Source organism: Halomonas sp. BMC6 (assembly GCF_964204995.1).
In the GTDB taxonomy this organism is placed as follows: Bacteria; Pseudomonadota; Gammaproteobacteria; order Pseudomonadales; family Halomonadaceae; genus Vreelandella.
Genome location: NZ_CAXNSH010000001.1, coordinates 1,579,298 through 1,605,498, shown reverse-complemented (window position 1 = coordinate 1,605,498; position 26,201 = coordinate 1,579,298). Strand labels below are relative to the sequence as shown.

At 57.4% G+C, this 26,201-nt stretch carries 21 protein-coding genes; 11 read left to right on the top strand and 10 right to left on the bottom strand.

What is annotated here, in order from left to right; translation table 11 throughout:
• Positions 1–105 precede the first annotated feature (105 nt).
• Positions 106–1,761 carry a diguanylate cyclase gene (locus AB6K10_RS07610; RefSeq protein WP_339118360.1) on the top strand — a complete coding sequence of 552 codons (1,656 nt, stop codon included), beginning with the start codon at positions 106–108 and terminating at the stop codon, positions 1,759–1,761.
• On the opposite strand, the gene AB6K10_RS07605 is transcribed toward AB6K10_RS07610, so the two are convergent.
• Together AB6K10_RS07605 and AB6K10_RS07600 are read right to left on the bottom strand one after the other, a co-directional pair.
• Positions 1,739–2,305, bottom strand: a complete 567-nt coding sequence (locus AB6K10_RS07605) for a DUF1415 domain-containing protein (protein WP_253016820.1) — start codon at positions 2,303–2,305, stop codon at positions 1,739–1,741. The two genes, AB6K10_RS07610 and AB6K10_RS07605, sit on opposite strands and share 23 nt — an antisense overlap.
• Before the next feature lie 95 nt (positions 2,306–2,400).
• On the bottom strand, positions 2,401–3,069 hold the full coding sequence (locus AB6K10_RS07600; RefSeq protein ID WP_339118359.1) for an FCD domain-containing protein: 669 nt from the start codon (positions 3,067–3,069) through the stop codon (positions 2,401–2,403).
• A gap of 192 nt (positions 3,070–3,261) precedes the next feature.
• On the opposite strand from AB6K10_RS07600, the gene AB6K10_RS07595 reads away from it, so the two are divergent.
• From AB6K10_RS07595 to AB6K10_RS07570, 6 genes are all read left to right on the top strand, one after another.
• Positions 3,262–3,819: a chromate transporter gene (locus AB6K10_RS07595; protein WP_339118358.1), complete on the top strand. Its 558-nt coding sequence runs from the start codon at positions 3,262–3,264 to the stop codon at positions 3,817–3,819.
• The gene (locus AB6K10_RS07590; RefSeq protein WP_285262728.1) at positions 3,816–4,346 is read left to right on the top strand and encodes a chromate transporter; all 531 of its coding nucleotides are present in this window, start codon (positions 3,816–3,818) and stop codon (positions 4,344–4,346) included. Before AB6K10_RS07595 ends, AB6K10_RS07590 begins: the two co-directional genes overlap by 4 nt.
• Positions 4,347–4,386: 40 nt before the next feature.
• Entirely contained in the window at positions 4,387–5,994 is a 1,608-nt protein-coding gene (locus AB6K10_RS07585; RefSeq protein ID WP_339118357.1) for a gamma-glutamyltransferase family protein, read from the top strand.
• A gap of 122 nt (positions 5,995–6,116) precedes the next feature.
• Entirely contained in the window at positions 6,117–7,964 is a 1,848-nt protein-coding gene (locus tag AB6K10_RS07580; protein WP_339118356.1) for an ABC transporter ATP-binding protein, read from the top strand.
• A 133-nt stretch (positions 7,965–8,097) separates the two neighbouring features.
• Positions 8,098–9,780: a methyl-accepting chemotaxis protein gene (locus tag AB6K10_RS07575; protein WP_339118355.1), complete on the top strand. Its 1,683-nt coding sequence runs from the start codon at positions 8,098–8,100 to the stop codon at positions 9,778–9,780.
• A gap of 164 nt (positions 9,781–9,944) precedes the next feature.
• Positions 9,945–11,105 carry an EAL domain-containing response regulator gene (locus AB6K10_RS07570; protein WP_339118354.1) on the top strand — a complete coding sequence of 387 codons (1,161 nt, stop codon included), beginning with the start codon at positions 9,945–9,947 and terminating at the stop codon, positions 11,103–11,105.
• A 55-nt stretch (positions 11,106–11,160) separates the two neighbouring features.
• Here the strand turns inward: AB6K10_RS07570 and AB6K10_RS07565 are convergent, their stop codons facing one another.
• Entirely contained in the window at positions 11,161–13,407 is a 2,247-nt protein-coding gene (locus AB6K10_RS07565) for an ATP-binding protein (RefSeq protein ID WP_339118353.1), read from the bottom strand.
• A gap of 27 nt (positions 13,408–13,434) precedes the next feature.
• Positions 13,435–13,941 (bottom strand): molybdopterin-dependent oxidoreductase, encoded by a 507-nt coding sequence (locus AB6K10_RS07560; RefSeq protein WP_339118352.1) that lies wholly within the window; start codon positions 13,939–13,941, stop codon positions 13,435–13,437.
• Positions 13,942–14,097: 156 nt separating this feature from the next.
• Between AB6K10_RS07560 and AB6K10_RS07555 the strand changes: the two genes are divergently transcribed.
• Entirely contained in the window at positions 14,098–14,811 is a 714-nt protein-coding gene (locus AB6K10_RS07555; protein WP_159341346.1) for a response regulator transcription factor, read from the top strand.
• Between the two features lie 103 nt (positions 14,812–14,914).
• Here the strand turns inward: AB6K10_RS07555 and arfA are convergent, their stop codons facing one another.
• The 4 genes from arfA to AB6K10_RS07535 form a co-directional block, all read right to left on the bottom strand.
• Entirely contained in the window at positions 14,915–15,097 is a 183-nt protein-coding gene (gene arfA / locus AB6K10_RS07550; RefSeq protein ID WP_159341345.1) for an alternative ribosome rescue factor ArfA, read from the bottom strand.
• 120 nt (positions 15,098–15,217) lie between these two features.
• Positions 15,218–16,042 (bottom strand): 2,5-didehydrogluconate reductase DkgB, encoded by an 825-nt coding sequence (gene dkgB / locus AB6K10_RS07545; RefSeq protein WP_305947024.1) that lies wholly within the window; start codon positions 16,040–16,042, stop codon positions 15,218–15,220.
• A 110-nt stretch (positions 16,043–16,152) separates the two neighbouring features.
• A complete protein-coding gene (gene cobA, locus AB6K10_RS07540; protein ID WP_339118351.1) occupies positions 16,153–17,049 on the bottom strand; it encodes a uroporphyrinogen-III C-methyltransferase in 897 nt (298 codons plus the stop codon).
• The gene (locus AB6K10_RS07535) at positions 17,009–19,732 is read right to left on the bottom strand and encodes a nitrate reductase (RefSeq protein ID WP_339118350.1); all 2,724 of its coding nucleotides are present in this window, start codon (positions 19,730–19,732) and stop codon (positions 17,009–17,011) included. The genes cobA and AB6K10_RS07535 overlap by 41 nt, the downstream gene beginning before the upstream one ends.
• A gap of 635 nt (positions 19,733–20,367) precedes the next feature.
• Here AB6K10_RS07535 and AB6K10_RS07530 point away from each other — a divergent pair.
• The 3 genes from AB6K10_RS07530 to nirD are packed head-to-tail and all read left to right on the top strand — an operon-like array spanning position 20,368 to position 24,633.
• Entirely contained in the window at positions 20,368–21,687 is a 1,320-nt protein-coding gene (locus tag AB6K10_RS07530; RefSeq protein ID WP_339118349.1) for an FAD-dependent oxidoreductase, read from the top strand.
• Between the two features lie 17 nt (positions 21,688–21,704).
• A complete protein-coding gene (gene nirB, locus AB6K10_RS07525; protein ID WP_339118348.1) occupies positions 21,705–24,230 on the top strand; it encodes a nitrite reductase large subunit NirB in 2,526 nt (841 codons plus the stop codon).
• A 28-nt stretch (positions 24,231–24,258) separates the two neighbouring features.
• A complete protein-coding gene (gene nirD / locus AB6K10_RS07520; protein ID WP_339118347.1) occupies positions 24,259–24,633 on the top strand; it encodes a nitrite reductase small subunit NirD in 375 nt (124 codons plus the stop codon).
• A gap of 87 nt (positions 24,634–24,720) precedes the next feature.
• Here nirD and AB6K10_RS07515 read toward each other — a convergent pair whose 3' ends face one another.
• The gene (locus AB6K10_RS07515; RefSeq protein ID WP_159341338.1) at positions 24,721–25,557 is read right to left on the bottom strand and encodes an alpha/beta fold hydrolase; all 837 of its coding nucleotides are present in this window, start codon (positions 25,555–25,557) and stop codon (positions 24,721–24,723) included.
• Positions 25,558–25,636: 79 nt separating this feature from the next.
• Complete coding sequence (locus AB6K10_RS07510; RefSeq protein ID WP_159341337.1) at positions 25,637–26,158, bottom strand: GNAT family N-acetyltransferase; 522 nt, start codon at positions 26,156–26,158, stop codon at positions 25,637–25,639.
• Positions 26,159–26,201 lie beyond the last annotated feature (43 nt).

The following is a 26,201-nucleotide window of genomic DNA, read 5'->3' as shown; positions in this document are numbered from 1 at the left end:
TGGGTGATCCCCATGCCCACGCGGCCTCCGTTGACCCCGCCGATTCGTGCCATAACAAAAATTACGCTAGGGTCTTCTCATTACCACAACGTGCTTGGCCCACCCATGCCTAACCACTCGTCCCTTTTGAGGCGTGTTTCTCTACGCACACGCATCATTGGCCTCATCACCTCGTTAGTGGTCGCCATTACGCTACTGCTGAGTTGGGTCGCTTCCCGGGAAGCGGCCATTCAGCTCGAGGCGAATATTGGCTATAGCAGTGCCGATACCGCTTACCAAATGGTGGATAAGCTCAACCGCAGCATGGATGCGCGGATCAAAGAAGTGCGCCTGCTGCTGGGTATTCAAGAGTTTGCCGACCGCACCGACCGCTTCTCGGTACGCGCGCAGCTCGAACACCTGCAGCGCAACTATGACGTGCTTTCCTGGATTGGCGTGACGGATGCCACTGGCCTGGTCGTCGCCTCTACCGGAGGAGTTCTCGAAGGGACGTCGATTGCTCAGCGGCCCGTGTTTATCGAGGGACGGCAAGCACTGTGGGTAGGCGACGTGCATGATGCCGTCATGCTGGCCCAGCTACTTCCCAACCCCACTGGCGAGCCCGTTCAATTTGTCGATATCGCCGCGCCCCTTTACGACCAACGCGGCACCTTTACCGGCGTGTTGGGCGTACACCTGAGCTGGGAGTGGGCAACGCAGGTGAAGAACTCCATGTTTTCCCCACAGCTTCGCGCACAGCAAACGGAACTACTCCTGCTCTCTTCTCAAGGCAGGGTCATTCTCGGGCCGGAGGAGCTCATCGGTGAATCGCTGGCGTTCCTGGAGAACGCTTCTGATAGCCCAACGCCTGCGTGGTCCATCGAAACCTGGCCAGACGGACAGCGCTATGTCACGGGCGTAGCCCGAAGCCAAGGATTTGGAGACTTTCCAGGTTTGGGCTGGGTCGCCGTGAGCCGACAGCCCGTGACCAACGCTTTTGCGCCCGTCGAGCAGCTTTACGAGCTCATATTAGGAACGGGGCTGCTGGTGGCGCTGATGTTTTCCATCATTGGCTGGCTCGTCGCGTCCCGTTTGGTCGCACCGCTGACGCGCCTTGCCCGGGCAGCCGACAACATTCAAGCGGCCACCCACCGCGGCGTCATCACCCTGGAAACCGGCTCTCCCGAGCTGAAGCGGCTATCGACCTCCATGCGCGACATGGTGGAGCGCTTGATCGACCAGCGCCAGACCATTAGCCGTTTGGAAGATTTGGCCAACACCGATCCGTTGACCGGGTTGCCTAACCGCGCCTTTCTAACCCAGTACCTACAGCACACGCTGCCTGACGCACATCGCCAGCAGCAGAGTGTGATCGTCCTGCTATTCGACTTGGATGGCTTCAAACGGGTCAATGATGAACTTGGTCATCACGCGGGGGATTTGTTGCTGATCGAAATCACTCAGCGCCTCAAGTCAACGCTACGCAGCGGCGATGTGGTAGCCCGTTTAGGAGGCGATGAGTTCGTGATGATTCTCAAAAGCACCGCCGAGCACAGCGCCTATCTTGTAACGGACGTGGGTCAGCGGCTGCTACAACGTATCGCAACGCCCGTTCTGCTGCCCGGCGGACACCGAGCGCAAGTCGGCTGCAGCTTGGGCGCCGCATGGTGGCCTCAACACGGCCACGATATCGAGCAGGTCATCCAACTGGCCGATATCGCGCTCTATCAAGCCAAAAACAAAGGAAAACACCGACTGGTCATTTATGGGGAAGCGCATTGAAACATGCCTGCCGCTGCGCTTCGGCGGCGACGCTGCCAAGGGCGCTCAGGTAAGCGATATTCCGCTCGGGAATGGCGGCCGTGTCCCCATAAAACGCGATGGCTTTCTCGACACTGGCCTCGCGCAGCACGTGCACCATGGCATGGGGTGAACGGTTCGAGTAGTTGGCAGCATCATCGGGGTCAGCATCGTCGAAACAGTAGTCGGGATGAAACGTGGCTAGCTGATATACCCCTTCGTAACCCAGCTCAACTAGCAGGTTGTCAGCCATGTCGACGTAATCCAGGTAATGATCGAAGCTCTTGAACAGCGTCGGGAAGACGATCAGCGTGGTTTCGGTGTCAGGATGCTCATCGAGCCACGCAAGCTCCGCCGCCAGCTCTTCGAGCGCCACCTGTAACTTTTTGGAACGCACGACTTCCACACGGATCGTGTCGTTCTCCAACTCCCGCTTGGCGAAAGGGCAAATGTCGTGCCCTACGATAAATTGGCGCACCCACGCGAGTGTCTGTTCCACGACTTGCTGATCGGCTTCTTGCGTCATACCCACTCCCACGGTGGCCTTCTTTACCTGCGTTCATTCAAGTGGCGAGTGCCACGCGCTGGCCCACAGTGTACAGGGATCCCCTGGCAAATACGTCAGGCGTGCTGCTGGTAACGAGCCAACGCGACTTCGTAAGATTTGTGGATATGGTCATCCATCAGTGCCCGTGCAGCGATGGCGTCGCGCTGAAGCGCCAGTTCGACCAATTCGTGGTGCTGTTCATCCAGCTCTTGGCGGATGGTGGGCATCTTTGGCCCTAAACGCCGATAGCGGTCGAACTGGTCGTGCAACTGCTCAATAAACCGTAATAACCACACCGAACCACAAGGTGCCACGAGCGTGCGGTGAAACTGAGTGTGCAGCCGTTCCCACTCCTCGCCTTTATCCAAGGTAATGTCGGCGCGCTTGAGCCGATGCGCTGCCGCCAGCAAATCGGCTTCCCATACGGCATCGCCGTGGGCAATGGCCCGCTCTAACGCCATGCCCTCCAACTCGGTGCGCAGCCGGGCAATGTCATCGAGCTCTTCGCGGGAGAGCTTGGGTACCCTGAACCCGCGCTGATTCTCCTGCACCAGCAGCCCATACGCCGCCAGCTTGTTCAGCGCCTCACGGAGCGGACTGAGGCCGACTTGGTACTGCTCTTTCAGCGCGTTGATGGCGAGTTTCTCACCCGCTTTGAAGCGACCGCCGACCAAGTCCCGACGCAGCACATCATAAATAGGGCTTGAGGCGCTGCTAGTGGGAAGCTGCATATGCTTGTTCATTCCGGAGTCCTTTTGCATACATTTGCCAGGGATCGGTTAACGAAAAACCCATGGTGACGTGTTGACGCCTCTTGCGGGGCTCACCTATATTCTATTTTAGAAAAAATAATCGATTTTTTAATCTACAAACGATAAACAGGGCACTCTTTTTATGTTGCTGACCCCATGGCCTCCTCTTCAGGCGTTAACCCCATGAAGCAAACCGCACTCTTTTGGGCATTTTTCCGCGTCGGCATTTTCGGCTTTGGCGGCGGCCCTGCCATGATACCGCTGGTCCGCGCGGAAGTCGTGACACGCCACCAGTGGCTCACGGATGAAGAGTTTGCCGACGTGCTCGCCATTGGCAACACCCTACCCGGCCCCATTGCCACCAAAATGCCCGGCTACATCGGTTATCGCGTGGCAGGCACCAGCGGCTGCGTTGCTGCGGTCATCGCCATCATTTTGCCGATGATCGTTGCCATGATTGTGATGCTAGGCATTTTTAGCCGCTACCGCGACGTGGGTTGGATACGCGGCATGGGGCAAGCGGTCGTTCCCGTGGTCATGGTCATGATGGCTCAGCTTACCTGGGACTTCTTCGATAAATCCAAAGCCGCCCTGGGCTGGCTTGTCAGCCTTGTGATGGCGGTCATCGCTGGTGGCGTGATTTATTGGCTCGGCGTTCACCCCGGCTGGGTGATTGGGGCCATTCTGCTCGCCGCACTGCTGCGCCCTTCCGGTAAAAAACGCGCGGAGGGTGCCGCATGATTTATTGGGATCTCTTTTTAGCGTTTTTCATTCCTAACATCATTGGCTACGGCGGTGGCCCCGCCATCATTCCGCTGATCGAGGCGGAAGTGGTAGGCCGCTACGGCTGGATGACCTCACAGGGCTTTGCCGAAACCTTGGCGCTCGGCAATGCGCTCCCGAGCCCGATCGCCACCAAAATGGCGGGCTATGTGGGCTATGAGGTCGCCGGCATTGGTGGGGCGTTCGTGGCCGTGGCTGCCACGGTGGTCCCTTCCCTGCTGCTCATGCTTGGCGCACTCGGGCTTCTCTATCGCCACCGCGACTCCCCGCGCGTCAAGCGCATGAGCCAGTGGGTACGCCCCGTCATTGCCATGATGATGGCGTGGCTTACCCTCGGTTTTTTCACAGAAAGTATGGCGGCAAGCGGCCTCCTCCACACGCTGATTATCGGTATCGTGGCCGCGATCGCGCTTGTGCGTTTCAACACCCATCCCGCCTTTGTTGTTATCGGCGCCTTGGTTTATGGAGGGCTTTTGTTAGGCTGATAACCTCTCTTAGCGCCCTCCTTCACGAGAAAGGACTCCCATGCATAACAACGCTCTCTATTACCCCAGTGCCTCACGTCGTATGGCCACTTTCGGCAAACGCGGTATGGTGGCCACCTCTCAGCCGCTCGCCGCCCAGGTAGGTATCACTATTTTGCAGCAAGGCGGCAATGCCATTGATGCGGCGATTGCCACCGCCGCCGCACTCACTGTGGTAGAGCCTACGTCTAACGGCATTGGCAGCGACGCCTTCGCAATTGTGTGGGTCGATGGAAAGCTACATGGCCTCAACGCCAGCGGCCCTGCTCCGCAGGCAGCCACGATTGAGGCTTTGAAAGCGCTTGGCCATGACGCTATGCCTAACCACGGCATGCTGCCTGTTACCGTGCCTGGCGCGCCTGCGGCCTGGGCGGCGCTCTCTGAGCGCTTTGGTAAACTGCCCTTTGCGGAACTGCTAGCGCCTGCCATCGCGCTGGCAGAAGAGGGCTTTGCCGTGACTCCGATCATCCATCAAATGTGGGAAGAGGCCTTCCATCACTACGCGACCTACCCCGACACTGCCTTCCAACCCTGGTTCGATACCTTTGCCCCTAAAGGCCGGGCACCGCGCCCAGGCGAGCTATGGTCCGCCCCTGGCCATGCGAAAAGCTTAGCCGCGATTGCCGCGACAAAAGCCGACGCGTTTTATCGCGGAGAGCTGGCTGAGGCCATCGATACGTTCTCCCGCGAGCATGGCGGCCTCATCCGTAAAGAGGATTTGGCCGCTTACCAGCCCGAGTGGGTCGACCCGATTAGCGTGCGCTACCAAGGCCATGATATTTGGGAAATTCCACCGAACGGCAGCGGTATGATCGTGCTGCAAGCACTCGGCATGCTGGAACGATTAGACCCGTGCCCAGGGGATGCCGTTGAAACCCTACACCGACGAATTGAAGCCACTAAACTTGCCTATATGGATGGCTTTAAACACATCACCGAACGCAGCGCGATGGCTCCCACCACCGAGCAGATGCTAGATGATGCCTACCTCACCGCACGCGCTGCGCTGATCGGTGATCAGGCCGTTGACCCGGCGCACGGCAACCCGTTGCAAGGCGGCACCGTCTACCTAGCCACGGCTGACGACGAAGGCAATATGGTGTCGTTTATCCAAAGTAACTTTAAAGGCTTTGGTTCCGGCATGGTGGTTCCCGGCACCGGGATTAGCCTGCAAAACCGTGGCTGGTCGTTCTCGCTAGACCCAGAGCATGCGAATGCTCTGGCACCCGGCAAGCGCACCTACCACACCATCATTCCCGGGTTTATCACCAAAGATAATCAAGCCGTTGGGCCGTTTGGCGTCATGGGCGGCTATATGCAGCCTCAGGGCCAAGTGCAGGTGGTCACCGCCATGATTGAGGATCAGTTAAACCCACAGGCCGCGCTGGATATGCCTCGTTGGAAGTGGACAACCGGCAGAACCGTGGAAGTGGAAGCGGATTTCCCCAACCACTTGGCGCTCGCCCTCGCTCGGCGCGGCCACAAGATTGTTAAGGTGGCGGATTCGATTAGCTTTGGCCGTGGCCAAATTATTCTCCGTAATTCTGATACCGGCGTGCTGCAAGGCGGTACTGAACCGCGCACCGATGGGGCCGTGCTGCCGCTGTAGCGCTTTTCACCCCATCACCTGCTGCCCTCTCTGGGGCAGCAGGCTGGCTATCAACGCCAAAGCACCGCATCATGGCGGCCTACTAATGCTGGTGCTCCTTACTTTTCGATGTTGCTAACGCCATGATGCCGTCCTCTTCCTCTCCTTCCTCCTCTCCCTTCAGCGGCTTCTTTAGCGTATTTCGCTATAGCCGCCGTGCGCTGGCATTGGTATGGGACACCTCCCGCTGGATGATGTTGGGCTTGGCGCTTTGCACGCTGGTGGCTGGCGTGCTGCCCGCTGTGGCGGCTTATGTGGGCCAACTGATTGTTGATGGCGTGCTGGCGGCGATGGAAAGCTATGAGACAGCGAGCAACCCTGACTTATGGGCAACGCTCACTCCAGTGCTGGGGTTAGTGGCGTTGGAAGGCGGCATCATTGCCCTGATGGCGTTAGCCCAGCGTGGCCTCTCGGCCCAGCAGTCGCTGTTAAGAGCGCTGCTCGGGCAGAAAGTGAACGTGATGATTTTGGAAAAAGCGGGCACGCTGTCGCTGAGCCAATTCGAGGATTCGGAGCTTTATGATCAGCTCACCCGTGCTAGACGAGAAGCCTCGACCCGCCCACTAGCGCTGGTCAATAAAACCTTTGGGCTGCTGCAGAACGCCATTTCCCTCGGCAGTTTTGCCTTCCTGTTGGTGCAGTTTTCTCCCTGGGCACTGCTGATCTTGGTGGTGGGAGCGCTGCCAGTGTTTCTTTCCGAAGCGAAATTCTCCGGCGATGCCTTCCGGCTATTTCGCTGGCGCTCGCCGCAAACCCGCATGCAGATGTACCTGGAAACCGTACTGGCTCGTGAAGACAGCATTAAAGAGGTCAAACTGTTTGGTTTAGAGCAGCGCTTTCTGCAGCGCTACCGAGATATCTTTCATCAGCTGTTTGCCGAAGATCGCCGCTTGACACTGCGCCGAGAGGGTTGGGGGTTCGTGCTCGGGCTATTGGGTACGCTGACATTCTACGCGGCCTATGGCTGGGTCGTCGTCGAAACCGTTATCGGCGCGCTAACGCTGGGTCAAATGACTATGTATCTGATGGTCTTCAAGCAGGGGCAAAGCGCACTGTCCGCCAGCCTTACAGCCGTGAGCGGCATGTATGAAGATAACCTCTACCTCTCCAACCTCTACGAATATCTGGAACAGCCCACCGAGGCCGATACGGGCCATGTGACCCAGGGCGCCATTCCCAACGACGGGCTACGTTTCGAGCAGGTGAGCTTTGCGTATCCCGGCGGCCGTGAGGTGCTGCACGATATTTCGCTGCATATCGTCCCCGGCAGCAGTCTTGCCCTAGTGGGTGAAAACGGATCGGGCAAAACCACCTTGATCAAGCTCTTGACCCGGCTCTACCGACCCACAAAAGGGCGAATTTTGCTAGACGGCAGCGACCTCAACGAGTGGGACACCCAAGCGCTGAGGGCACGGGTGGGCGTAATTTTTCAGGACTTTGTACGCTATCAGCTCACCGTTGGGGAAAACCTTGGGGTGGGCGACACCACCGCCTTCGATGATCAGCAGCGCTGGCAGCAGGCGGCGAAAGACGGGCTGGCCGATCACTTCATCAAGCGCATGCCCGACGGCTACCAAACCCAGCTAGGGCGCTGGTTTAAAAACGGCCAAGAGCTTTCCGGCGGCCAGTGGCAGAAAGTGGCACTCTCCCGCGCTTACATGCGCAAAGAGGCCGATATCTTAGTGCTAGACGAGCCTACCGCTGCCATGGATGCCGCCGCCGAGGCGGATGTCTTTGCCCGCTTTCGTGATCACAGCCGCGACAAGATGACGATTCTGATCTCCCATCGTTTCTCGACCGTCCGCAGCGCCGACCAAATCATCGTCATCGACCAAGGGCGCATCATCGAACGCGGCACCCATGAAACGCTGCTTGAAGACAACGGGCGCTATGCGTCGCTGTTTCATTTGCAGGCGGAGGGATATAAATGACTTTTATTTACAATTTATTTTTAGCAGCTTTCAATCGTAAACAATAGTGACACTTCCTTTTCAGTCATCGCCAGCCACTAAATCTGAACGTATATTGATAGCATCCTAAAACAGGGGTCAGGGGTGTTCTCAAATGAAAACGATTAACAAAATCAGCTTTAAGTATGCAACCGCTTTTATCGTCGTAGCTTTATCACTTCTAGCAGTCGTGATTGCAGACGCTTTGCTGGTTAACATGGTAAAAGGCCGCCTCAATACTTTTATCGAAAATTATATTCCAGCCATGTCGGCGACACTCAATGCAGATCGTGACTTATATCAAGCTCGCGTAGCTCAAATGGAGTATGTATTGACACCTGCATCATCTGAAAAACGTCGTCAACTACGCGCCAGCTTTGAAGAAAACGCTCAACAAGCCTACGATAGGATGCAAAGTTATGCGCAGAGCATGCAGAAATATCCCTCTTTGACAAGTCACCTAGAAGACTTTGAAACCCTTTACTCAGATTGGAGAACAGTGAGCACACAAGCATTTGAACTTTATGACAACAATAACATAGAAGCTTCATTAACTTTATTAACTGGAACCTCACTAGATAGCTTCGAACGCCTTCGCGCACTATATGACATATCGGACCAAAGCATCGAGACTGCAACACTGGAAGCTGAAAAATCCGTGTTAAATAGAATAAAAGCTCAGCAAACTGCTACATTATCTTTTTCAGCCATTGTATTTTTAATTGTACTATTTATCGCTTTCATCGGCCCTAAAATGATGTCGAGAGCCATACAACAAGTAAGCGCAAGAATTAAGGAAATTACTGAGGGTGATGGTGACTTAACAGCACGAATCCACAATCAGCGAAAAGATGAGATTGGAGAGCTCGCTATAGAGTTCAACGCTTTTATTAAGCGTATCGACGACACGCTGCAGTCAGTGAGCCACAGCACCGTCAGTCTTCAGCACGCCTCCACAGAAATTGCCAAAGGCAGCCAAGAACTTGCTTCACGTACTGAACAGGCCGCGGCCAACTTGCAGCAAACCTCTGCCTCCATGGAGCAAATTGCGGCGGTGGTAAACAATGCCTCCGAATCTGCCCAACAAGCCAACCAGCTTGCACTATCGACCCGCGACATCGCCCATCAAGGTTTGAACGCCATGCAGAACGTTCAGAAAACCATGGGCAGTATTAGCGAGTCGTCTAGCCAAATCGGTGAAATCGTGACCATGATCGAAAGCATTGCCTTTCAAACCAATATTCTGGCACTGAACGCCTCAGTGGAAGCGGCCAGAGCGGGCGAGCATGGCCGGGGCTTTGCGGTGGTCGCACAAGAAGTGCGCATTCTCGCCAGCCGTACCAGTGACGCGTCAAAGAGCATCTCTGAACTGATCAGTACCTCGGCGGAACGCACCCACTCGGGCGTCTCCCAAGTGAAAGCCGCCAGCGATACGCTGCACAGCATGATGCAAAGTATCGAGCGCGTCGCCGACGTGGTGGCAGAGATCAGCGCAGGCGCAAAAGAGCAGAGCGTGGGCATTGGTCAAGTCAATGACGCGGTAAACGAACTGGATAGCATGACGCAGCACAATGCGTCGATGGTGGAGGAGTCCAGCGCTGCCGCCGCTGAGCTGCGTGAACAGGCAGATCGACTGAGCGCATTGGTGGGCTCTTTTAAACTGAGCAATAGCCCACCCATCGTTGATTCAGGGCGTCACGTATCTCTTGATCAAACTAATAAAAGCACACTACAGTTAGCCTCAACGCTACCTAGAAATTTGGTTCGTCAGTCTACCCCTGAATGGGAGTCTTTTTGATGATGCCCACTAAGCCAATCGTTTAACCCTATTCATCTCTACGTCTTCAGGCTCCTCCCTGGCACCTGAAGGCGCTTTTGCATTGCCGACTCAGGCATTGCGTCAGTGCGCTGGCAATAACACTTACTTAAAACGCTGCGCGTACCTATTTGAAAGGACATATCATGCCGCCCAGTGCGTTAGTGATTGATGATGACGTCGATATCCAGCTGCTAGGCAAAATGTTGCTAAGCCGCCATGGGTTTGACGTTGCCACCGCCGGATGCTTGGGAGAGCTGGCGCGTAAACCTACCCTACTTAACACTAACCTAATCGTGCTGGATTTTGGCTTGGGCGATTTTACTGGGCTGGATATACTGGATTATCTCTATGATCTAAAAATGAATGCGCCTATTTTGCTGTTAAGCAGCTGCTCTGATGAAATTGCCGCGCACGCAATTGCCGAAGGTAAATCTAAGGGGCTAAAGATGCTGGGCTTTTTACCTAAGGCCAAGCTAATGACCGGCCTTAGCGCGTTTATCGAGCAAATTGAGTCATCGCCGAAACCACCCTCGGTGGGCGAGCTGGCCCAGGCGATCAAGCAGCAGCATATTTGCCTAGCACTGCAACCAAAGGTATCGCTGGCGACAGGTGCAGTTGTGGGCGCAGAGGCCTTAGTGCGCTGGGAAGATCCAATGCGCGGTACCATTTACCCTGATAACTTTATTCCCCTGGCCGAAAGAAGCGGACTGATGGTGCCGCTGACTTGGTGTATTTTAGAGCTCTCGTTTGCACAGCTGGCTGCTTGGCATGCCCGTGGGTTGCCGCTAAGCATCGCCGTTAACGTGCCTGCAGAATTTATCAAAGCCGAAAAAATGCTGACGATGTTCGATACGCTATGCAGCCAGTATCCCATCGATATGACTAACGTTACGCTGGAGCTGACAGAATCCGTCGGCGTGGAGTGCTTGGGCTATGCTCGACACGTCTTGGATGAACTACGTAAACGGGGATGCAAGTTAGCGCTTGATGACTTCGGCACGGGTTACTCATCGTTAACACAGCTCTACCGACTGCCGTTTGATGAGTTAAAAATTGATCGAAGCTTTGTATCCCTCATCGATAGCGAGCCCAGCGCTCAAGCCATTACGCTCTCCATTGTCGAGCTTGGCGCGCGTCTCGGGATGAGCGTCGTGGCAGAGGGGATTGAAAACGCAGAGCAGCAGGCGCTGCTCGCCAAAGCGCACTGCCCCGTTGGGCAAGGCTACTTCATCTCTCGCCCTCTCTCGTCAGTGCAGTTCGATGGGTGGTTGGATCATCAAATGACAATCGCTAAGCGCGCCTAGTCGCCGCCCCTGGTCGACAACACCCAGCGCTACCCTGAGTAGCGCTGGTATGGCCTCAAGCTGCCAACAATCCTTGCGCCAACAACGCTTGCTCGGTCGTGAGTTTCAGCGCTTCTAGCGCGTCCAACAACCCCGTCACCGATGTATCGTTGTCATGGCTGGCGCTCTTCTCCAGCATGGCGGCTTTCTCGGCAATGGCGGCACAGCCTAGCGAGGCAGCCGCTCCTTTGAGTGAGTGCGCTTCCTTACGTAAGGACTCACTATCCCCCGAAAGCCAGCACGCTCGTAGGCGAATCAAACGCTCCTCCAGCCGGGTCAAGAACGCGCTCAACAGCGCATTGAGCGATGTGGGGTCGAACGCCTCCTGCAGCTCAGCGCAAATCTTACGATCCAACACCTCCGGCACGTCCGCGGCATCTTGTAGCAAACTCCCCTGCTCGCTGGCGGAGCGCTCGCCTGACTCGACACTTTCCTTGGGCAGCTCAGCGCTCGGGACGTAGCGACTAATCAGTTGATACAGCTCTTCCCGGGTGAACGGCTTGTTGATCATGTCGTCCATCCCGCTGTCGAAGCAGCGCTCGCGGTGCTCGGGCATGACGTTTGCCGTCATGGCGACGATGGGCAGCCTGGGCAGCGCGTTCGCGGCCTCAAAAGCCCGCCAGCGCAGCGTGGTGTCAGGACCATCCAAAATCGGCATCTGCATATCCATCAACACGAGGTCGATGGCCGCATACTCTTCTTGAAGCTGCGCCAACGCCGCCTGACCGTTATCGGCAATGGTCACCCGCTGCCCAAGCTGCTCCAACATGACTTTTGCGACGGTCTGGTTGATGGGGTTATCTTCCACGATCAGGATATGGTGGTTATCTACCAGCGCCGCTTGCTGCTCGCTGCGGTGATAAACCTCTATCCCTTCTGTTTCCGGCAGCGCGACCGTAAACCAGAAGCGGCTACCCAAACCTACTTGGCTAGTCACACCGATCTCACCATCCATGGCGTGAACGAGCCGCTTACAGATGGCGAGCCCCAGGCCCGTCCCTTCGTGGCGCCGCGCAATCGAGGTATCTACCTGGGAAAAAGCGGAGAAGAGACGCTCCTGATCTGCCGCCTCAATACCGCACCCCGTGTCGTACACCTCGAACAGCAGTCGATGGTCATCACTTGGCGAGGCGTGAAACTTCACAAACCCCTCTTCGGTGAATTTCAGCGCGTTGTTGATTAGATTCATCATCACCTGACGTAGGCGAGCGATATCCCCCACCACGAACCGAGGCAGCGACGGGTCGATGGAGTAGTTGAACACGACCGGCTTGCTTTTTTCCTGGAGCACATAGCCCGTACAGAGCGACTCGATGCATTCGCGCAGGTCAAAGGGACGAGCGTCCAGATCAAGCCGTCCGCTCTCTATCTTGGTGTAATCCAGAATATCGTTGATTACGGCGCGCAGGCTCTCAGCGCTGCGTTTGAGTGCTGACAAGTAGGCGTGAGCCTTGGGCGTGTGCACTTCGTCACTCAATAGATCGGCCATCCCTACCACCCCGTTGAGCGGTGTGCGAATCTCATGGCTCATCACGGCCATGAACTGGGACTTGGCTTGGCTGGCTATTTCAGCACGCTTGGCCGTCTCTTTCAGCTCCCGGCTCTTCACCTCTAATGCCTGGGCTTTACGAAGGCTCACTTTTCCTTCGATGAGCAGGGCGCGAACCAATAGACCGCCCGATAACATCAGCGAGAGCAGAATGATCAACGCCAACCCGTAGAGCTGCGTCATCTTTTCGCGCTCAAGCGTGCGCAGTCGCGCCACGCTTGCGTTGGTCTCTATCAAGATGGTGCCGGTAATTTGCTGTAGTTGAACCGTGCGCTCCAAGGCTTGACGAATTAGCTCGTCGTTTAGGGCGTTAGCATCGTCCCAAAGCGGCTCGATCAGGTGGTCGATCTCATGAATCACGGCGGCAGCTTGTTCTACCAGTGCATTCACGCCCTCAATTTTAGACACTGCCAGGTTGATTTCCCCCTGCTGAAACAGCGTCTTCCGGCTAAACAGTATTTCAAAACGCAGCAGCAAATCCTCGCTGCTCATGTGACCCAGCTGGCTATCCACCAGCGTCAGGTGAAACTCGCGCACTTCCCTATCAAACTGATACCCCGTCCACACGAGGTTTTCCAACAGGCGATTTTCGATGGCGTGCTGCCGCTGGAAGATGACGCCACCCGTAATGATGGCAGATAGAAAAAAGAGGATCGCTGAGAACGTAGCGACCCTCACACGGCGCGAAAAGTAGTGCCTAATAATGGGTAGCATGGCGTGTACCTAACAATATTGCGCCCGCTACTCGACCTCGATGCGCTTGACCTGCCACACGGAGCGGGTAAGGATCTCTTCGTTCAAGAGCGAGGGGTTTTCATCGAAGGGATAAATGATGAATAGCGGCCCGTGATCACGAATTCTCAGCGGCTGTCCATCGGCCTGCATGGCCAAAATGACGTCATGTTCATAGAAATCACTGACCGGTACCGTGGAGGAGTAATCATTGAGCGCCACGACGTTCAACTGCTCCCCTTCAGCACCCACGGCGTCTAATAACGCTCTTCCCAGCGGCCCTTCAAAACTCACGACGCCGTCATGCCACGGCGTGCTAGTGACGGTGGTACGCTGCGTGAGCGCTTCTAGCATCGCTTTATCGAAATGCGCTTCGTTACCCACATTGGTGTGAGTAATGTTGCCCGTCACTTCTAAAATGACGCTGCCGGTCGGCGCCTCGAGCGCCTGCGCCACATTGAAGAAAAACGCACCGGCTAGGAAAACAAGAGCTTTATTAATCAGACGCTTAGCCATTTTTCACCTCCTAGGTTGTAGGCGAATTATAGCGCTACGACTTAAGCGTTAACTGTAAACCTTTGTGTCGCTACCCCTACCTAAACTAGAATTAAGGCATGAGTTCTATCCCCATTGGTGTGAGGTTTATCACACGATAAAAATAGGTAACTCACCATGCATATCGGCGTGCTGGAAGATGATCTCGACCAACAAGCGTTCATTGAGCAGTGCCTGCTTTCTGCAGGGCATCGAGTCTCGCTCTTTGGCAGGGCAAGTGAATTAAGGCGCGCAACGCAGGAGCAGCGCTTCGATTTCCTCATCATCGACTGGCGCCTGCCGGATGGCTGCGGCATGGACGTGGTCAGCCACTTGCGACAAAACGACGGTTGGCGTGGCCCCATTCTGTTCATTACCGCAAGCCAGGGGGAAGACGACGTGGTCAAAGCGCTGGAACAAGGCGCCGATGACTTTCTAGCGAAGCCGCTGCGCCCCAAAGAGTTTCTCGCCCGCGTCAGCGCCTTGGGTCGCCGCGCCGGTTACGACACACCCCGCCCCTCTGCCACCTGCCCCAGTGCTTTCTCAATCAATACCGATGAGCACACCATTTGCGTCGATGGCCATGCCGTTGAATTGACCGAACGCGAGTACCGTCTGGCCACGCTTTTCTTTTCCAAAGTGGGTGAGCTGTTGAGCCGTGCTCATTTACTGGAATTGGTTTGGGGCATCAAAGGCGATGTCTCGACACGCACGGTGGATACCCATGTCAGCCGTTTGCGCCGCAAATTAGAGCTGGATGGACGGCACGGACTGCGACTTCGCAGCGTCTACCAATCGGGCTACCGAATGGAAGTGTGCAGCATCTCTACCGTAGAGCAAGCGGCCAATTGACATAAAAAAGCCGACCTTGCGGTCGGCCAAAAGCTGATGAGAGTCTGCAGACTGGCAAATTGCCTGCAGCGATGCCTGGGGAAGGCATCGCCAAAACGCTGATTTAAGCGGCTTGGCGATGCCCTCTCAGGGCGCTAACACCGATCGAAGACGATCCCTTCTGTGCATGACGCCCTTTGCGAGAGTAGCTGCCTTTGCCTTTCTTAGGCGTTTGCTGCTGCATTTTGAACATGGGCGTACGTAATTGTGCCTTTAGCGCGTTATTGCGAACCTTATGCTGTTTCACACTGTACTCCTGGTTTATTAAGAGACGCTTAATAAGGCGGCGTGTGTTAGCCGCCGCCCTTAGGAACACCCGCTGCGCCAACAGTTCCCGTTGCCGAAGCGGTTTTACGATAGCGTTTTCCTAATGACCTAACGGCTGGTCGTCCCACTGTGGAGCAAAATCGGGATTTGCAATACGCTCATGGCGATCCAGTTCAGCAATCTGCGCCATTTCTGACTCGCTCAGGGTAAGTTTGAAGGCATCGATGTTGCTTTGAATGTTACGCGCCTTAGTGGACGACGGAATGGTCAGGTAGCCCAGTTGATGGATCCACGCCAAGGTCACTTGCGCCGGGTTGGCCCCATGTGCATCCGCAATGCGCTGCAGCGCAGGCTCTTCGAGCACTTTACCTACGGCAAGCGGCATAAAGGCCGTCACTTTGATGCCCAGCTTCTCGCAGTGCTGCACTAAGCGGCGATTTTGTAGAAACGGGTGAACCTCGATCTGGTTCGTAAAGATCTCACCTTCGCCTAAGATATCCACCGCTTCATCGAGCTGTGCAATGGTAAAGTTCGACACGCCGATATGGTGCGCTTTGCCCGCCTGCTTCACTTCTTTCAAAGCGGTTAAGTAGTCTGCCATGGGCACCGCATCGTTCGGCGACGGCCAGTGGATAAGCAGCAGATCCACATAGTCGGTGCCCAGCTTTTCCAGGCTTTCATCGACGCTGGCCTTCAGCGCGGCGGGTTCGAGCTTGTCGAACCACACTTTCGTGGTCAGAAAAATCTCTTCACGGGGAACACCGCTAGAGGCAATCGCTTTGCCAACGCCCGCTTCGTTATCGTAAAACTGAGCGGTATCGATATGGCGGTAACCTGCCTCCAGGGCCGCGTGTATGCTCTTCGTTAACGTATCGCCTTCCAAACGAAAAGTACCAAAACCGGGGTTCGGAGCGTCGTTGTGCATCCCTTCTCTCCTTTGCTTCATTTGATAGCGTGTTAATGAATATGGGGAGAGCATTCTGGGACTTCAACCCTGGCTTTTAACATTTTTTCGTAAAAAAACGACATCCGCCATCAGGCCTGCTGGCAAGGCAGCGCTTTTGCGCCCGTCGCAGCTGGGCTATGGGCCACCATACTGACCACACTGCCCACCATGATGAGGCAGGGCGATGGCAGCGGTTGAGCGGCGAGGCGTTCGGGCATATCGGCTAGCGTGCCTACCAAAGACTGCTGCTCGGGCTGGCTGGCGTTGGCCACCAGCATGATAGGCCACGTATCGGGCAGGCCCGCTTGGCGAAGGCCGTGGCAAATGGCGGCCACTTTGGAGAGCCCCATGTAGAACACCAGGGTCTCATCTTGACGCGCCAGCGACGCCCAGTCCGGCATACCGCCTTCCCGGCATAGCTGCGCCGTAATAAAACGTACCTGCTGGGCGTGGCCGCGATCGGTAAGCGAAATCCCCATCCCCGCCGCCGCCGCAGAGGCGGCGGTAATACCCGGCACAATCTCGGCGGGCAGCCCGGACTCGGCCAGAGCCGCTAGCTCTTCGCCCATGCGCCCAAACACGCCAGGATCGCCGCCCTTCAAGCGCACTACCGATTTGCCTGCCTGGGCCAGGGAGACGATCAGCTCACCAATCTCCGCCTGAGGCATGCTGTGATGGCCGCTGGCTTTACCAACATAGTAGCGCTCGGTGCCCGGAGGAATAAGCCCTAGCACTTCGTCTCCAACAAGGCGGTCATACACCACTGCGTCTGCCTGCATCAGCAACCGCGCGGCTTTCAGCGTCAGCAGCTCCACATCGCCGCTGCCCGCGCCGACCAAATAGACGGTGCCTGGGTGGCACTCACCGCTTAACGGCAAGCGCAAGCGCGTGGCGGTATCGCGACTAAATGGCGCCCACGCCCGCTGACCCAAGCGCCACAGCGCTTCAGGCCACTTCTGTGTTAGCTGTTTGCTTAGCGCGCGCATGGGGCCGCTCCTCTTCAAGTATCGCTTTTAGTTCGGGTAGGCAGCTGCCGCACTGGGTGCCGCAGGCCAGTCGTGCGCCTAACGCTTCAACGCTGGTATCGCCCGCATGAATCGCTTTCACAATGCTGGCTTGGCCAACCTGGTGGCAGCTGCACACCACGGGGCCTGTATCCACGGCACCATCGTCGCACCCGGCCAGCAGGCGTCTACGGTGCTGTGTCTCCAGGGTAGCGTCATTGAAGCGCGCTTCAAGCCAGGCAAGCCCGTGCAGTTCGTCGGGTGATCCCACCATCAACCACCAGCGTAGCCGCCCGTTCACTACGCCCGCTGCGCGCAGCCTACCCGTTGCCGGGTCGTCACACCACAAAGAGACAGGCACGCCGCACCACGCTTCCACCTGCGCCAGCCAATCATTGATCGGCTGGCTATCCGCTAGCTGCCAACGGGTGCAGCTTGCCATCGGAATTCGCGCCCAGTAGTCGCTGCGACACCAGGGCGATGGTGGCGTATCCAATTCGTTGGCTAGCAGCAGCGTCGCCTGCCAAGCAACGGGAAGCTTGCTCACCGCCACCGCCCCTTGCTTGGCTTCCGGCTGCCCGGAGAGCGGGTCGGTATACCCTTGAATCAGTGCACCGCTGCGGCCCTGCTTGGTAAAGCAGTCGGTCCAGTGCATCGGCACGAACACTTCGCCTCGGCGCTGGGCGTTGGAGACCCGCACCCGCCCACGGTACTCCCCGGCGGCAGCGGTCAACTTAGCCAAGCCCTGATCCTTAACGCCTGCCTGAGCAGCATCGTCTGGGTGCAGCTCAATGAACGGTTCGGCGCGGTGGTTCATCAAACGCGGCGAACGGGCGGTACGCGTCATGGTGTGCCATTGATCCCGCACGCGGCCGGTATTCAAGCGCAGCGGGTAGTCGTCGCTCAGCGGCTGCGCCGGTGGGCGCGGAGTAATCGGAAGCAGTTTGGCTCGGCCATTCGCCGTAGCAAACCGGCCATCTTCGAACAGCCTTGCCGTGCCGCGAGGAGCCTGCTGAGTCACGGGCCACTGGATCGGTGCGAGCGCATCATAAGCCGCTTGGCCCAGACCTGCCAGCCCTGAGATATCGAACAGTCGCTGGGTATCGCCGCTATTCTCATAGCCAGAGAGGCGCGCGTGCTCATCGAAAATCTCCCACGGGTGGGTATAGTCAAACGCTTCCCCCACGCCCAAGCGTTTTGCCACTTCACAGAGTATCCACCAGTCGTGCTTCGCCTCGCCGGGGGGAGGCAGCATCCCCCGCTGGCGGGAAATTCGCCGCTCTGAGTTGGTCACCGTGCCATCTTTCTCCGACCAACCCGACGCGGGCAGCACGATATCCGCAAAGGGCAGCAGGTCGGTATTGGCGACGCACTCCGAGACAATTACCAGCGGGCATTTTGCCAGCGCGCGGCGCACTTTCTCCCCGTCCGGCATGCTTACCGCCGGATTGGTCGCCATCACCCACAGGGCGGTAATCTCACCACGCTCGATGGCATCAAAGAGCTCTACCGCCTTGTAACCCGGGGCGTCAGGCAGTGCCGGGGTTAAGTGCTCAGTAGCCCAAAAGCGGCTGACTAATTCACGAGCGCCCGGCGTGTGATAGTCCATATGCGCCGCCAGTTGATTGGCCAACCCACCCACTTCGCGCCCGCCCATGGCGTTGGGCTGCCCTGTGATTGAAAACGGCCCCGCCCCCGGCAGGCCGATTTTCCCACCCGCTAAGTGGCAGTTGATAATCGCGTTGCACTTATCGGTACCGCTGGAGGATTGATTCACCCCCTGGGAGTAGAGCGTGACCACGTGCAGCTGGCTGGCAAACCAGTAATAGAAAGTTTCCAGACGTTCAGGGTCCACATCACACTCGCGGGCAACGGCTTCCACGCTGCCTGCACTCTGCCTGGCAGTGCTCAGCGCGTCATCTATCCCCTCGGTGTGGCGTTCTAGGTACACGCTATCCAAGCGATTGTGGGCGTCCATCCACGCCAACAGCCCGTTAAACAGGTAAGCATCGCTGCCCGGACGAATGCCCAAATAGAGATCGGCAATTTCGCAGGTGTCGGTCACTCGCGGGTCGATCACCACGACCCGCATGAGCGGGTTGCGCTCTTTGGCCACCTTCAAACGCTGATAGAGCACCGGATGATTCCAGGCAAGGTTAGACCCTACCAGTACCACCAGCTCTGCCTCTTCTAGGTCTTCATAGCTGCAAGGCACCGCATCGGCACCAAAGGCGCGCTTGTAGCCCGCCACGGCGGACGCCATGCAGAGACGCGAGTTGGTATCCAGGTGAGGAGTGCCCAAGAAGCCTTTAAACAGCTTGTTGGCAACGTAATAATCTTCGGTTAATAACTGGCCCGATAAATATGCCGCCACCGACTGCGGGCCATGGGCACTGCGCTGCGCCTGCAAGCGTTCGGCGATGGTGGTGAGCGCCTGCTCCCAAGAGACCTCCTGGCCGTCCACGCGCGGCTTCAGCAAGCGCCCCTGCTCGCCCAAGGTTTCGTGCAGCGCGGTGCCTTTTACGCACAGGCGGCCATAGTTGACTGGGTGCTCGCGGTCTCCTTCGACGGCGATGAGCTGCTCGTTCTCCAGCGTGGCGGTAACGCCGCAGCCGACGCCGCAGTAGGGGCAGGTGGTTCGGGCGAGCCGATTGGCCTGTGGCATGGCAGTTTCCTCCGGCGTTAAAAAGCAAAAAGCGCCCAAGCTAGCCTCGAAAGAAGCCTGCCTGGACGCCGTTGTCTCAGGGGCACCGCTTACCGGGTGCCATACTCATCAGTGATTTGCTGCAGTTGGTATTGTTCGACGCAATTAGTCGTTGTAATCGTTATGGGCAAAGACCCTGCACTGAGCCGTTGTTGCTTGTTACCAGAATAACTGCAAACCCTGCGCCCTGGCCGCTAAATAATCATAAAAATGTTTTAAAAACATACTCTTAAAAAACACCTCATAGCCCTATCGCTTGCCAAAACGCTGACCCTTGACCGATAAGCGTTTGAAGAGAGTGCACCAGCCGCCTCCAAAGCACCAAAATAGGGCAAGCCTAGTAAACCGTTAGCGGCCTGCCGCCTCCTCAAAAACGCTTAATACGCTGATTATGCTGAATTAAATCCACCGACGGCAAAAGCTGGCGGGTTTTTTGCTCACCATAAGATAAGACAGTTCGGCAGCCAACGGCGGTTGCTGTGCGTTATCAACGACGCCAACGGGCAACGACGCCCCTGATACTCCCTTCTTGATAGGGCTGTGTCAGGGGCGTTTTTTATTTGCTGAACATTATGCTTCAACCACAGGAGCTACCTATGGAAACCGCTTCCCGGTGCTCACCGAACGAACACCTCGTCATTATTGGTAACGGCATGGCTTGCCACCGTTTACTTGAAGCGCTGGTTAACCATCCGCAGCGCCCACGCCGTATCACAGTGGTGGGTGAGGAGCCGGTACCTGCCTATAACCGCATTTTGCTCTCTCCTTTACTGGCGGGCGAACTGGCGCCTGAGGCGCTCACTCTGCAAGACGCCGCCTGGTACGCCGATAACGACATCACACTGACGCTTGGCGACCGCGTGACCTCCATTGACCGCGAACGCCGCCTGCTCCTCACGCATCGCGGCGACATCTTAAGCTATGACCGATTAGTGATGGCCACTGGCTCGCGCCCCACGCTGCCAGCGGTGCCTGGCATCACGCTTGACGGTGTTCATACGTTTCGTGACCTGCGCGATGCCGACGCCTTAGAAGCCATTGCTCAGCAAGGCGGCAACGCCGTGGTGATTGGCGGCGGCTTACTTGGATTGGAAGCCGCTGAAGGGCTGCGCAAACGCGGCGGTAGCGCGCTCACCGTCAGCGTTCTGCAGCGCAGCGGGCGGTTGATGAATCGCCAGCTAGACACCACCGCCGCCCAATTGCTGGAAGCCACGCTGCGCGAGCGCGGCATCATCATTGAAACCGGCGCATCGCTTGCTGCCTTGGAGGATAACGGCCAAGGGCAGGTGCAGTCGGTCACACTGAGCGATGGCCGGAAGCTAGCTGCCGACAGCGTGATTGTCGCTGCGGGTATTACCCCCAATGCGGAACTAGGCCAGCAAAGCGGGCTTATGTTTGACCGCGCCATTGTGGTGGATGGGCACCTCACCACCTCAGACGACCACATTTATGCGCTGGGCGAATGCTGCCAGTTCGAGCAGCACACTTACGGGCTGGTGGAACCCATTTGGCGGCAGGTGGAGGTGCTTGCTGCCGTGCTGTGTGGTGAAACGCCAGCGGCATATCAAGAAGCCCCCACGGCCACCAAACTCAAGGTCAGCGGTGTCAGCCTGTTTGCCTTTGGCCCCACCGAGGCCGCCGCCAAGCACGAAGAGCTTCGTTATCAAGACCCGGAAACCGGCGACTACTGCCGCCTGCTGCTCCATCAAGGCCGCTTAATTGGCGCGGTGCTGTATGGCGATACCCGCCACGGCCCCTGGTATTTCGAGCAGGCGCTGGCCGCGACCGACTTAACCGCGTGCCGCCACCTGTTGCTGTTTGGCGCAACCGATGCCCAAACAGCGCTCGATAACCATTTCGATAACCCTCTCGACACCCTGTCATCCCCTTTATCTCTCACCCGTGAGGCGGCTTAGCTATGGTGAATCACACAATGTCTACTCCAACCACGTCTTCCAACAAGCAAAAGCTGATCATTGTCGGCAACGGCATGGTCGGCCACCATTTTGCCGAGCAGCTCGTGGAAAGCGGCGCGCTGGCGGGGTTTGAGGTGACGATGTTTGGCGAAGAGCGCCACCGCGCCTACGACCGCGTGCACTTATCCGAGTACTTTAGCGGCCGCGATGCGGAGTCACTGGCGCTGTGCGATGGCGATTACTACCACACCCACGGCATTCAACTACGCAGCGGCGAAGCGGTCACCGCGATTGACCGCGAACAACAGCTGGTGGTGACCGAACAGGGCCACTACGCCTATGACCAGCTCGTGCTGGCTACCGGCTCCTTTCCCTTTGTGCCGCCCATTCCCGGCAACGACAGCGAAGGATGCTTGGTCTACCGTACGTTGGATGACTTGGATGCCATTCAGGCAGCGGCCAAAAACGCCACCAACGGCGTGGTCGTGGGTGGCGGCTTGCTCGGTTTGGAAGCCGCCAACGCGCTGCGCGGGCTGAACCTGGACACTGCCGTGGTGGAGTTCGCCCCGCGCCTGATGCCCATGCAGGTAGATAGCGAAGGCGGCGAACTGCTGAAAGAGAAAATCGAAGCTCTCGGCGTTCAGGTACTCACCGAGCGGGCCACCCAGCGTATCGAACCCGGCGACACCAGCCGCCTGCGGATGGTCTTCCAAGACGACAAAGTGCTGGAAACCGACCTGATCGTCTTTTCCGCCGGTATTCGCCCGCAGGATACGCTCGCCCGGGAGTGCGGCTTGACCATTGGCGAGCGCGGCGGCGTGGTGATCGATGACCAGTGCCGCACCAACGACCCGAATATCCTCGCCATCGGCGAGGTAGCGCTGTGGAATCAGAGTATCTTTGGCCTCGTGGCACCTGGCTACCAAATGGCCAAAACGGCCGTCGCCACGCTGACGGGGGGCGATACCTGCTTTAGCGGTGCCGATATGAGCACCAAACTAAAACTGCTGGGCGTGGATGTCGGCTCTATTGGCGATGCCCACGGCAATCAAAATCCTGGCGCCCGCATGTTCCGCTACCTCGACCCGCTCACCCAGGTCTACCGCAAACTGGTCGTCACCAGCGACGGTAAGAAGCTGCTGGGGGCCATGCTGGTGGGCGATAACAGTGTGTATGACACGCTGTTGCAGTACTACGCCAACGGCATCGAGCTGCCTAAGGAACCCGCATCGCTCATTCTGCCGCAACAAAGCGGTGCTGCCCCGGCGCTGGGGCCGGATGCCCTGCCGGAAACGGCGATGATCTGCTCCTGTCACAACGTGACGAAAGGCAGCATCTGCAGTGCCATCGACGCGGGCGCGGCTGACCTTGGCAGCGTTAAAGGCGCGACCAAAGCCAGCACCGGCTGCGGCGGCTGTGCGGCGCTGCTCAAAAGCGTGGTGGATCACGAATTAGAGGCCCGCGGCGTCGAAGTGGATAAATCGATCTGTGAGCACTTCTCTTATACCCGCCAAGGGCTTTACGACATCGTGCGTGTCGAAGGCATCAAGACATTCAGCGAGCTAATGGAGAAGCACGGCAATGCCGAGACGCATCGCCTCGGCTGCGATATCTGCAAACCGGCGGTGGCCTCGATTCTCGCCTCCTGCTTCAACGAACCGATTACCGATGCCGCCCACGTGCCGCTGCAGGACACCAACGACACCTTCATGGCCAATATGCAGAAAAACGGCACCTACTCGGTAGTGCCGCGCATTGCGGGCGGTGAAATCACTCCCGATAAGCTGATAGTGCTGGGGCAAGTGGCCCAGAAATACCAGCTCTACACCAAGATTACCGGCGGCCAGCGCATCGACCTGTTCGGCGCACGGCTGGAAGACCTGCCGGCCATTTGGGGCGAACTGATTGAAGCAGGCTTTGAGACGGGCCACGCCTACGGTAAGTCGCTGCGCACGGTGAAATCCTGTGTAGGCAGTACGTGGTGCCGCTACGGCGTGCAGGACAGTGTCGGCATGGCAATTCAGCTTGAGAACCGCTACAAGGGCCTGCGCGCACCGCACAAGATCAAGTTCGGGGTTTCTGGCTGTACCCGCGAGTGCGCCGAAGCGCAGAGCAAAGACATTGGCATTATCGCCACCGAAAACGGCTGGAACCTCTACGTGTGCGGCAACGGCGGTATGCGCCCCCGCCATGCGGAACTCTTCGCCACCGATTTAGATGACGAGCAGCTCTACCGCACTATCGACCGCTTTTTGATGTTCTACGTACGCACCGCCGACCGCTTGCAGCGCACCTCGGTATGGCGGGAAAACCTGGAGGGCGGCCTGGACTACCTGAAAGAGGTGATTCTGGAAGACAGCCTGGGAATCAGCGATGAGCTGGAGCGCCAAATGCAGCACGTGGTGGATAGCTACCAGTGCGAGTGGGCCAACGCCATCAGCGACCCCGAAAAGCTCAAGCGTTTTAGAAGTTTCGTGAACGATGCGCGGCCCGACCCTTCCATCATCATGACTTCCGAGCGCGGCCAGCTACGCCCAGCTTAACCCAGTGACCAAAGAATCGAGGACGACCATGACCGCTACCGCACTCAAACCGACGAACCGCAACGACACTTGGCAGCCGCTCTGCACCAAAGCAGACCTCGTGCCCTTTTCCGGCGTTGCCGCTTGGCTGAACACACCGGAGGGCCCCGCCCAAGTGGCGCTGTTCTATTTGCCCGGCCACGCGCAAGAGCTTTATGCCCTGGATCACTTCGATCCTTTCTCGAAGGCCTATGTGATTGCCCGCGGCATCGTCGGCGATATTAAAGGCAGCCCAGTAGTGGCCTCTCCGATCTACAAGCAGCACTTCCGCCTGGAAGATGGCCAGTGTTTGGAGGAGGATGAGGTACAGCTGCGTACTTGGCGCGTCGCCTTCAAAGGCGATGAAGTGTGGGTGGAAGGCTAGCCGAACGCTTACCTCTAAAACGCCCCCTGCAACGCAAACAGCCGCGCCGCCTATCCAGGCGGCGCGGCTGTTTGAGAGTGACGCTCTTTATTGAACCAAAAACCGAATCAGCGCCTGATTGAACGCCTCTGGGTGAGTCGCGTTAAGCCCATGCGGGCCACCCTCGATCACCTCTAGCGAAGCGTTGGGCAGTAGCTCAGCGGCGCGTTTGCCGCTCACTTCCAGCGGTACGATGCCGTCTGAATCCCCATGGAGGACCAGCGTCGGAATGTCGATCTTGGGTAAATCCTTGCGGAAGTCGGTGTAGCTAAACGCTTTGATGCAGTCGTAGGTCGCTTTGGGAGAGGCGAACGCCGCGATATCGCGGTGATAAAGCCGGTTCGGTTCGCTGATCAGATCGCTCTTGTCGTTGGCGGTAAAGAAGCTCTTGGTGAAGTCATCCAAGAAGGCGATGCGGTCACCCTTCACGCCTTCCAGGAACTGGTGAATCGTGGCATCGTCCAGGCCGCCTTCCGGGTTATCGTCTGTTTTATACAGATACGGCGGCACTGCAGCTGCCAACACCGCTTTATTGACACGCTCGGTGCCGTAGCTCGACAAATAGCGCGCGACTTCGCCGCCGCCCATGGAGAAGCCCACCAGGGTCGCGTCGTTGAGATCCAGCGCGTCCAGCAGCTTTTTCAAATCAGAAGCGAGGGTATCGTAGTCGTAACCGCCATCCGCTTGGGTCGAACGGCCAAAACCACGGCGGTCATAGGTCACCACCTTGTAGCCCGCCTCCACTAGCGCAGGCACCTGCTGCTCCCAAGAGCGGCCACTCAGCGGCCAACCGTGAATCAGTACGACCGGTTTACCTGCCCCGTGAACCTCGTAATAAATCTCAACCGGTGTGCCCTGCTCCGTCCCTGCATTCAGAAATGGCATCGCATCAACCTCCTGGTTTGGCGTTTACGGAAAACGTCATTCAAGGCTAGTACAACGTGTTGTGAGCTGCCAAACCACGCTACGAGGCCGGAGAGTATTCAAACACCCAGCAATCTTTAAGCTCCCCTTTCACCCGGGAGTAGCAAGACAATCGCTGTTGGGCAACAAACCCGCCTCTTGTCAGCACGCGCTGGGAGGCCATGTTGTCCACCGCAACCACCGCCGCCAACTGTGTGACGCCATACACGCAGCGAGCTTCCGCCAATAAGCGTTTCAGCGCGTGTTGCGCAATCCCCCGGCCGCCAGCGCTTCGCGCAATCCGATACCCCACCCGCGCCTGATCATCAACAATATTGCGTAAATTCGCGCGCCCCACGATGACGCCCCGCTCACGGATGATGAGTGGATTCATCTTGCGCTGTGCGTTGAGCGCTAAACAATCGATGATGTGCTTAGCCACCCCTTGCGGCGTGTAAAAGCACTCCGGCCTAGCCTCAATATGCTGCTCGAACCACGCACGCTCTGCGCGTTCGAAACGCAGCAGCTCAACGGCATCTTCGGGCGTTAGCAAATGAAAGGTGACGTCTTTGGCATGGCGCATCTCCACATCCCTCCTTGGGTGCAGTGCGGGGTTCACCCCTTAG

Excerpts from the sequence above, each read along its gene's own strand:
- AB6K10_RS07610 (WP_339118360.1), top strand. The coding sequence starts at position 106 with ATGCCTAACCACTCGTCCCTTTTGAGGCGTGTTTCTCTACGCACACGC.
- AB6K10_RS07605 (WP_253016820.1), bottom strand. The coding sequence starts at position 2,305 with ATGACGCAAGAAGCCGATCAGCAAGTCGTGGAACAGACACTCGCGTGG.
- AB6K10_RS07600 (WP_339118359.1), bottom strand. The coding sequence starts at position 3,069 with ATGAACAAGCATATGCAGCTTCCCACTAGCAGCGCCTCAAGCCCTATT.
- AB6K10_RS07595 (WP_339118358.1), top strand. The coding sequence starts at position 3,262 with ATGAAGCAAACCGCACTCTTTTGGGCATTTTTCCGCGTCGGCATTTTC.
- AB6K10_RS07590 (WP_285262728.1), top strand. The coding sequence starts at position 3,816 with ATGATTTATTGGGATCTCTTTTTAGCGTTTTTCATTCCTAACATCATT.
- AB6K10_RS07585 (WP_339118357.1), top strand. The coding sequence starts at position 4,387 with ATGCATAACAACGCTCTCTATTACCCCAGTGCCTCACGTCGTATGGCC.
- AB6K10_RS07580 (WP_339118356.1), top strand. The coding sequence starts at position 6,117 with ATGATGCCGTCCTCTTCCTCTCCTTCCTCCTCTCCCTTCAGCGGCTTC.
- AB6K10_RS07575 (WP_339118355.1), top strand. The coding sequence starts at position 8,098 with ATGAAAACGATTAACAAAATCAGCTTTAAGTATGCAACCGCTTTTATC.
- AB6K10_RS07570 (WP_339118354.1), top strand. The coding sequence starts at position 9,945 with ATGCCGCCCAGTGCGTTAGTGATTGATGATGACGTCGATATCCAGCTG.
- AB6K10_RS07565 (WP_339118353.1), bottom strand. The coding sequence starts at position 13,407 with ATGCTACCCATTATTAGGCACTACTTTTCGCGCCGTGTGAGGGTCGCT.
- AB6K10_RS07560 (WP_339118352.1), bottom strand. The coding sequence starts at position 13,941 with ATGGCTAAGCGTCTGATTAATAAAGCTCTTGTTTTCCTAGCCGGTGCG.
- AB6K10_RS07555 (WP_159341346.1), top strand. The coding sequence starts at position 14,098 with ATGCATATCGGCGTGCTGGAAGATGATCTCGACCAACAAGCGTTCATT.
- dkgB (WP_305947024.1), bottom strand. The coding sequence starts at position 16,042 with ATGCACAACGACGCTCCGAACCCCGGTTTTGGTACTTTTCGTTTGGAA.
- cobA (WP_339118351.1), bottom strand. The coding sequence starts at position 17,049 with ATGCGCGCGCTAAGCAAACAGCTAACACAGAAGTGGCCTGAAGCGCTG.
- AB6K10_RS07535 (WP_339118350.1), bottom strand. The coding sequence starts at position 19,732 with ATGCCACAGGCCAATCGGCTCGCCCGAACCACCTGCCCCTACTGCGGC.
- AB6K10_RS07530 (WP_339118349.1), top strand. The coding sequence starts at position 20,368 with ATGGAAACCGCTTCCCGGTGCTCACCGAACGAACACCTCGTCATTATT.
- nirB (WP_339118348.1), top strand. The coding sequence starts at position 21,705 with ATGTCTACTCCAACCACGTCTTCCAACAAGCAAAAGCTGATCATTGTC.
- nirD (WP_339118347.1), top strand. The coding sequence starts at position 24,259 with ATGACCGCTACCGCACTCAAACCGACGAACCGCAACGACACTTGGCAG.
- AB6K10_RS07515 (WP_159341338.1), bottom strand. The coding sequence starts at position 25,557 with ATGCCATTTCTGAATGCAGGGACGGAGCAGGGCACACCGGTTGAGATT.
- AB6K10_RS07510 (WP_159341337.1), bottom strand. The coding sequence starts at position 26,158 with ATGCGCCATGCCAAAGACGTCACCTTTCATTTGCTAACGCCCGAAGAT.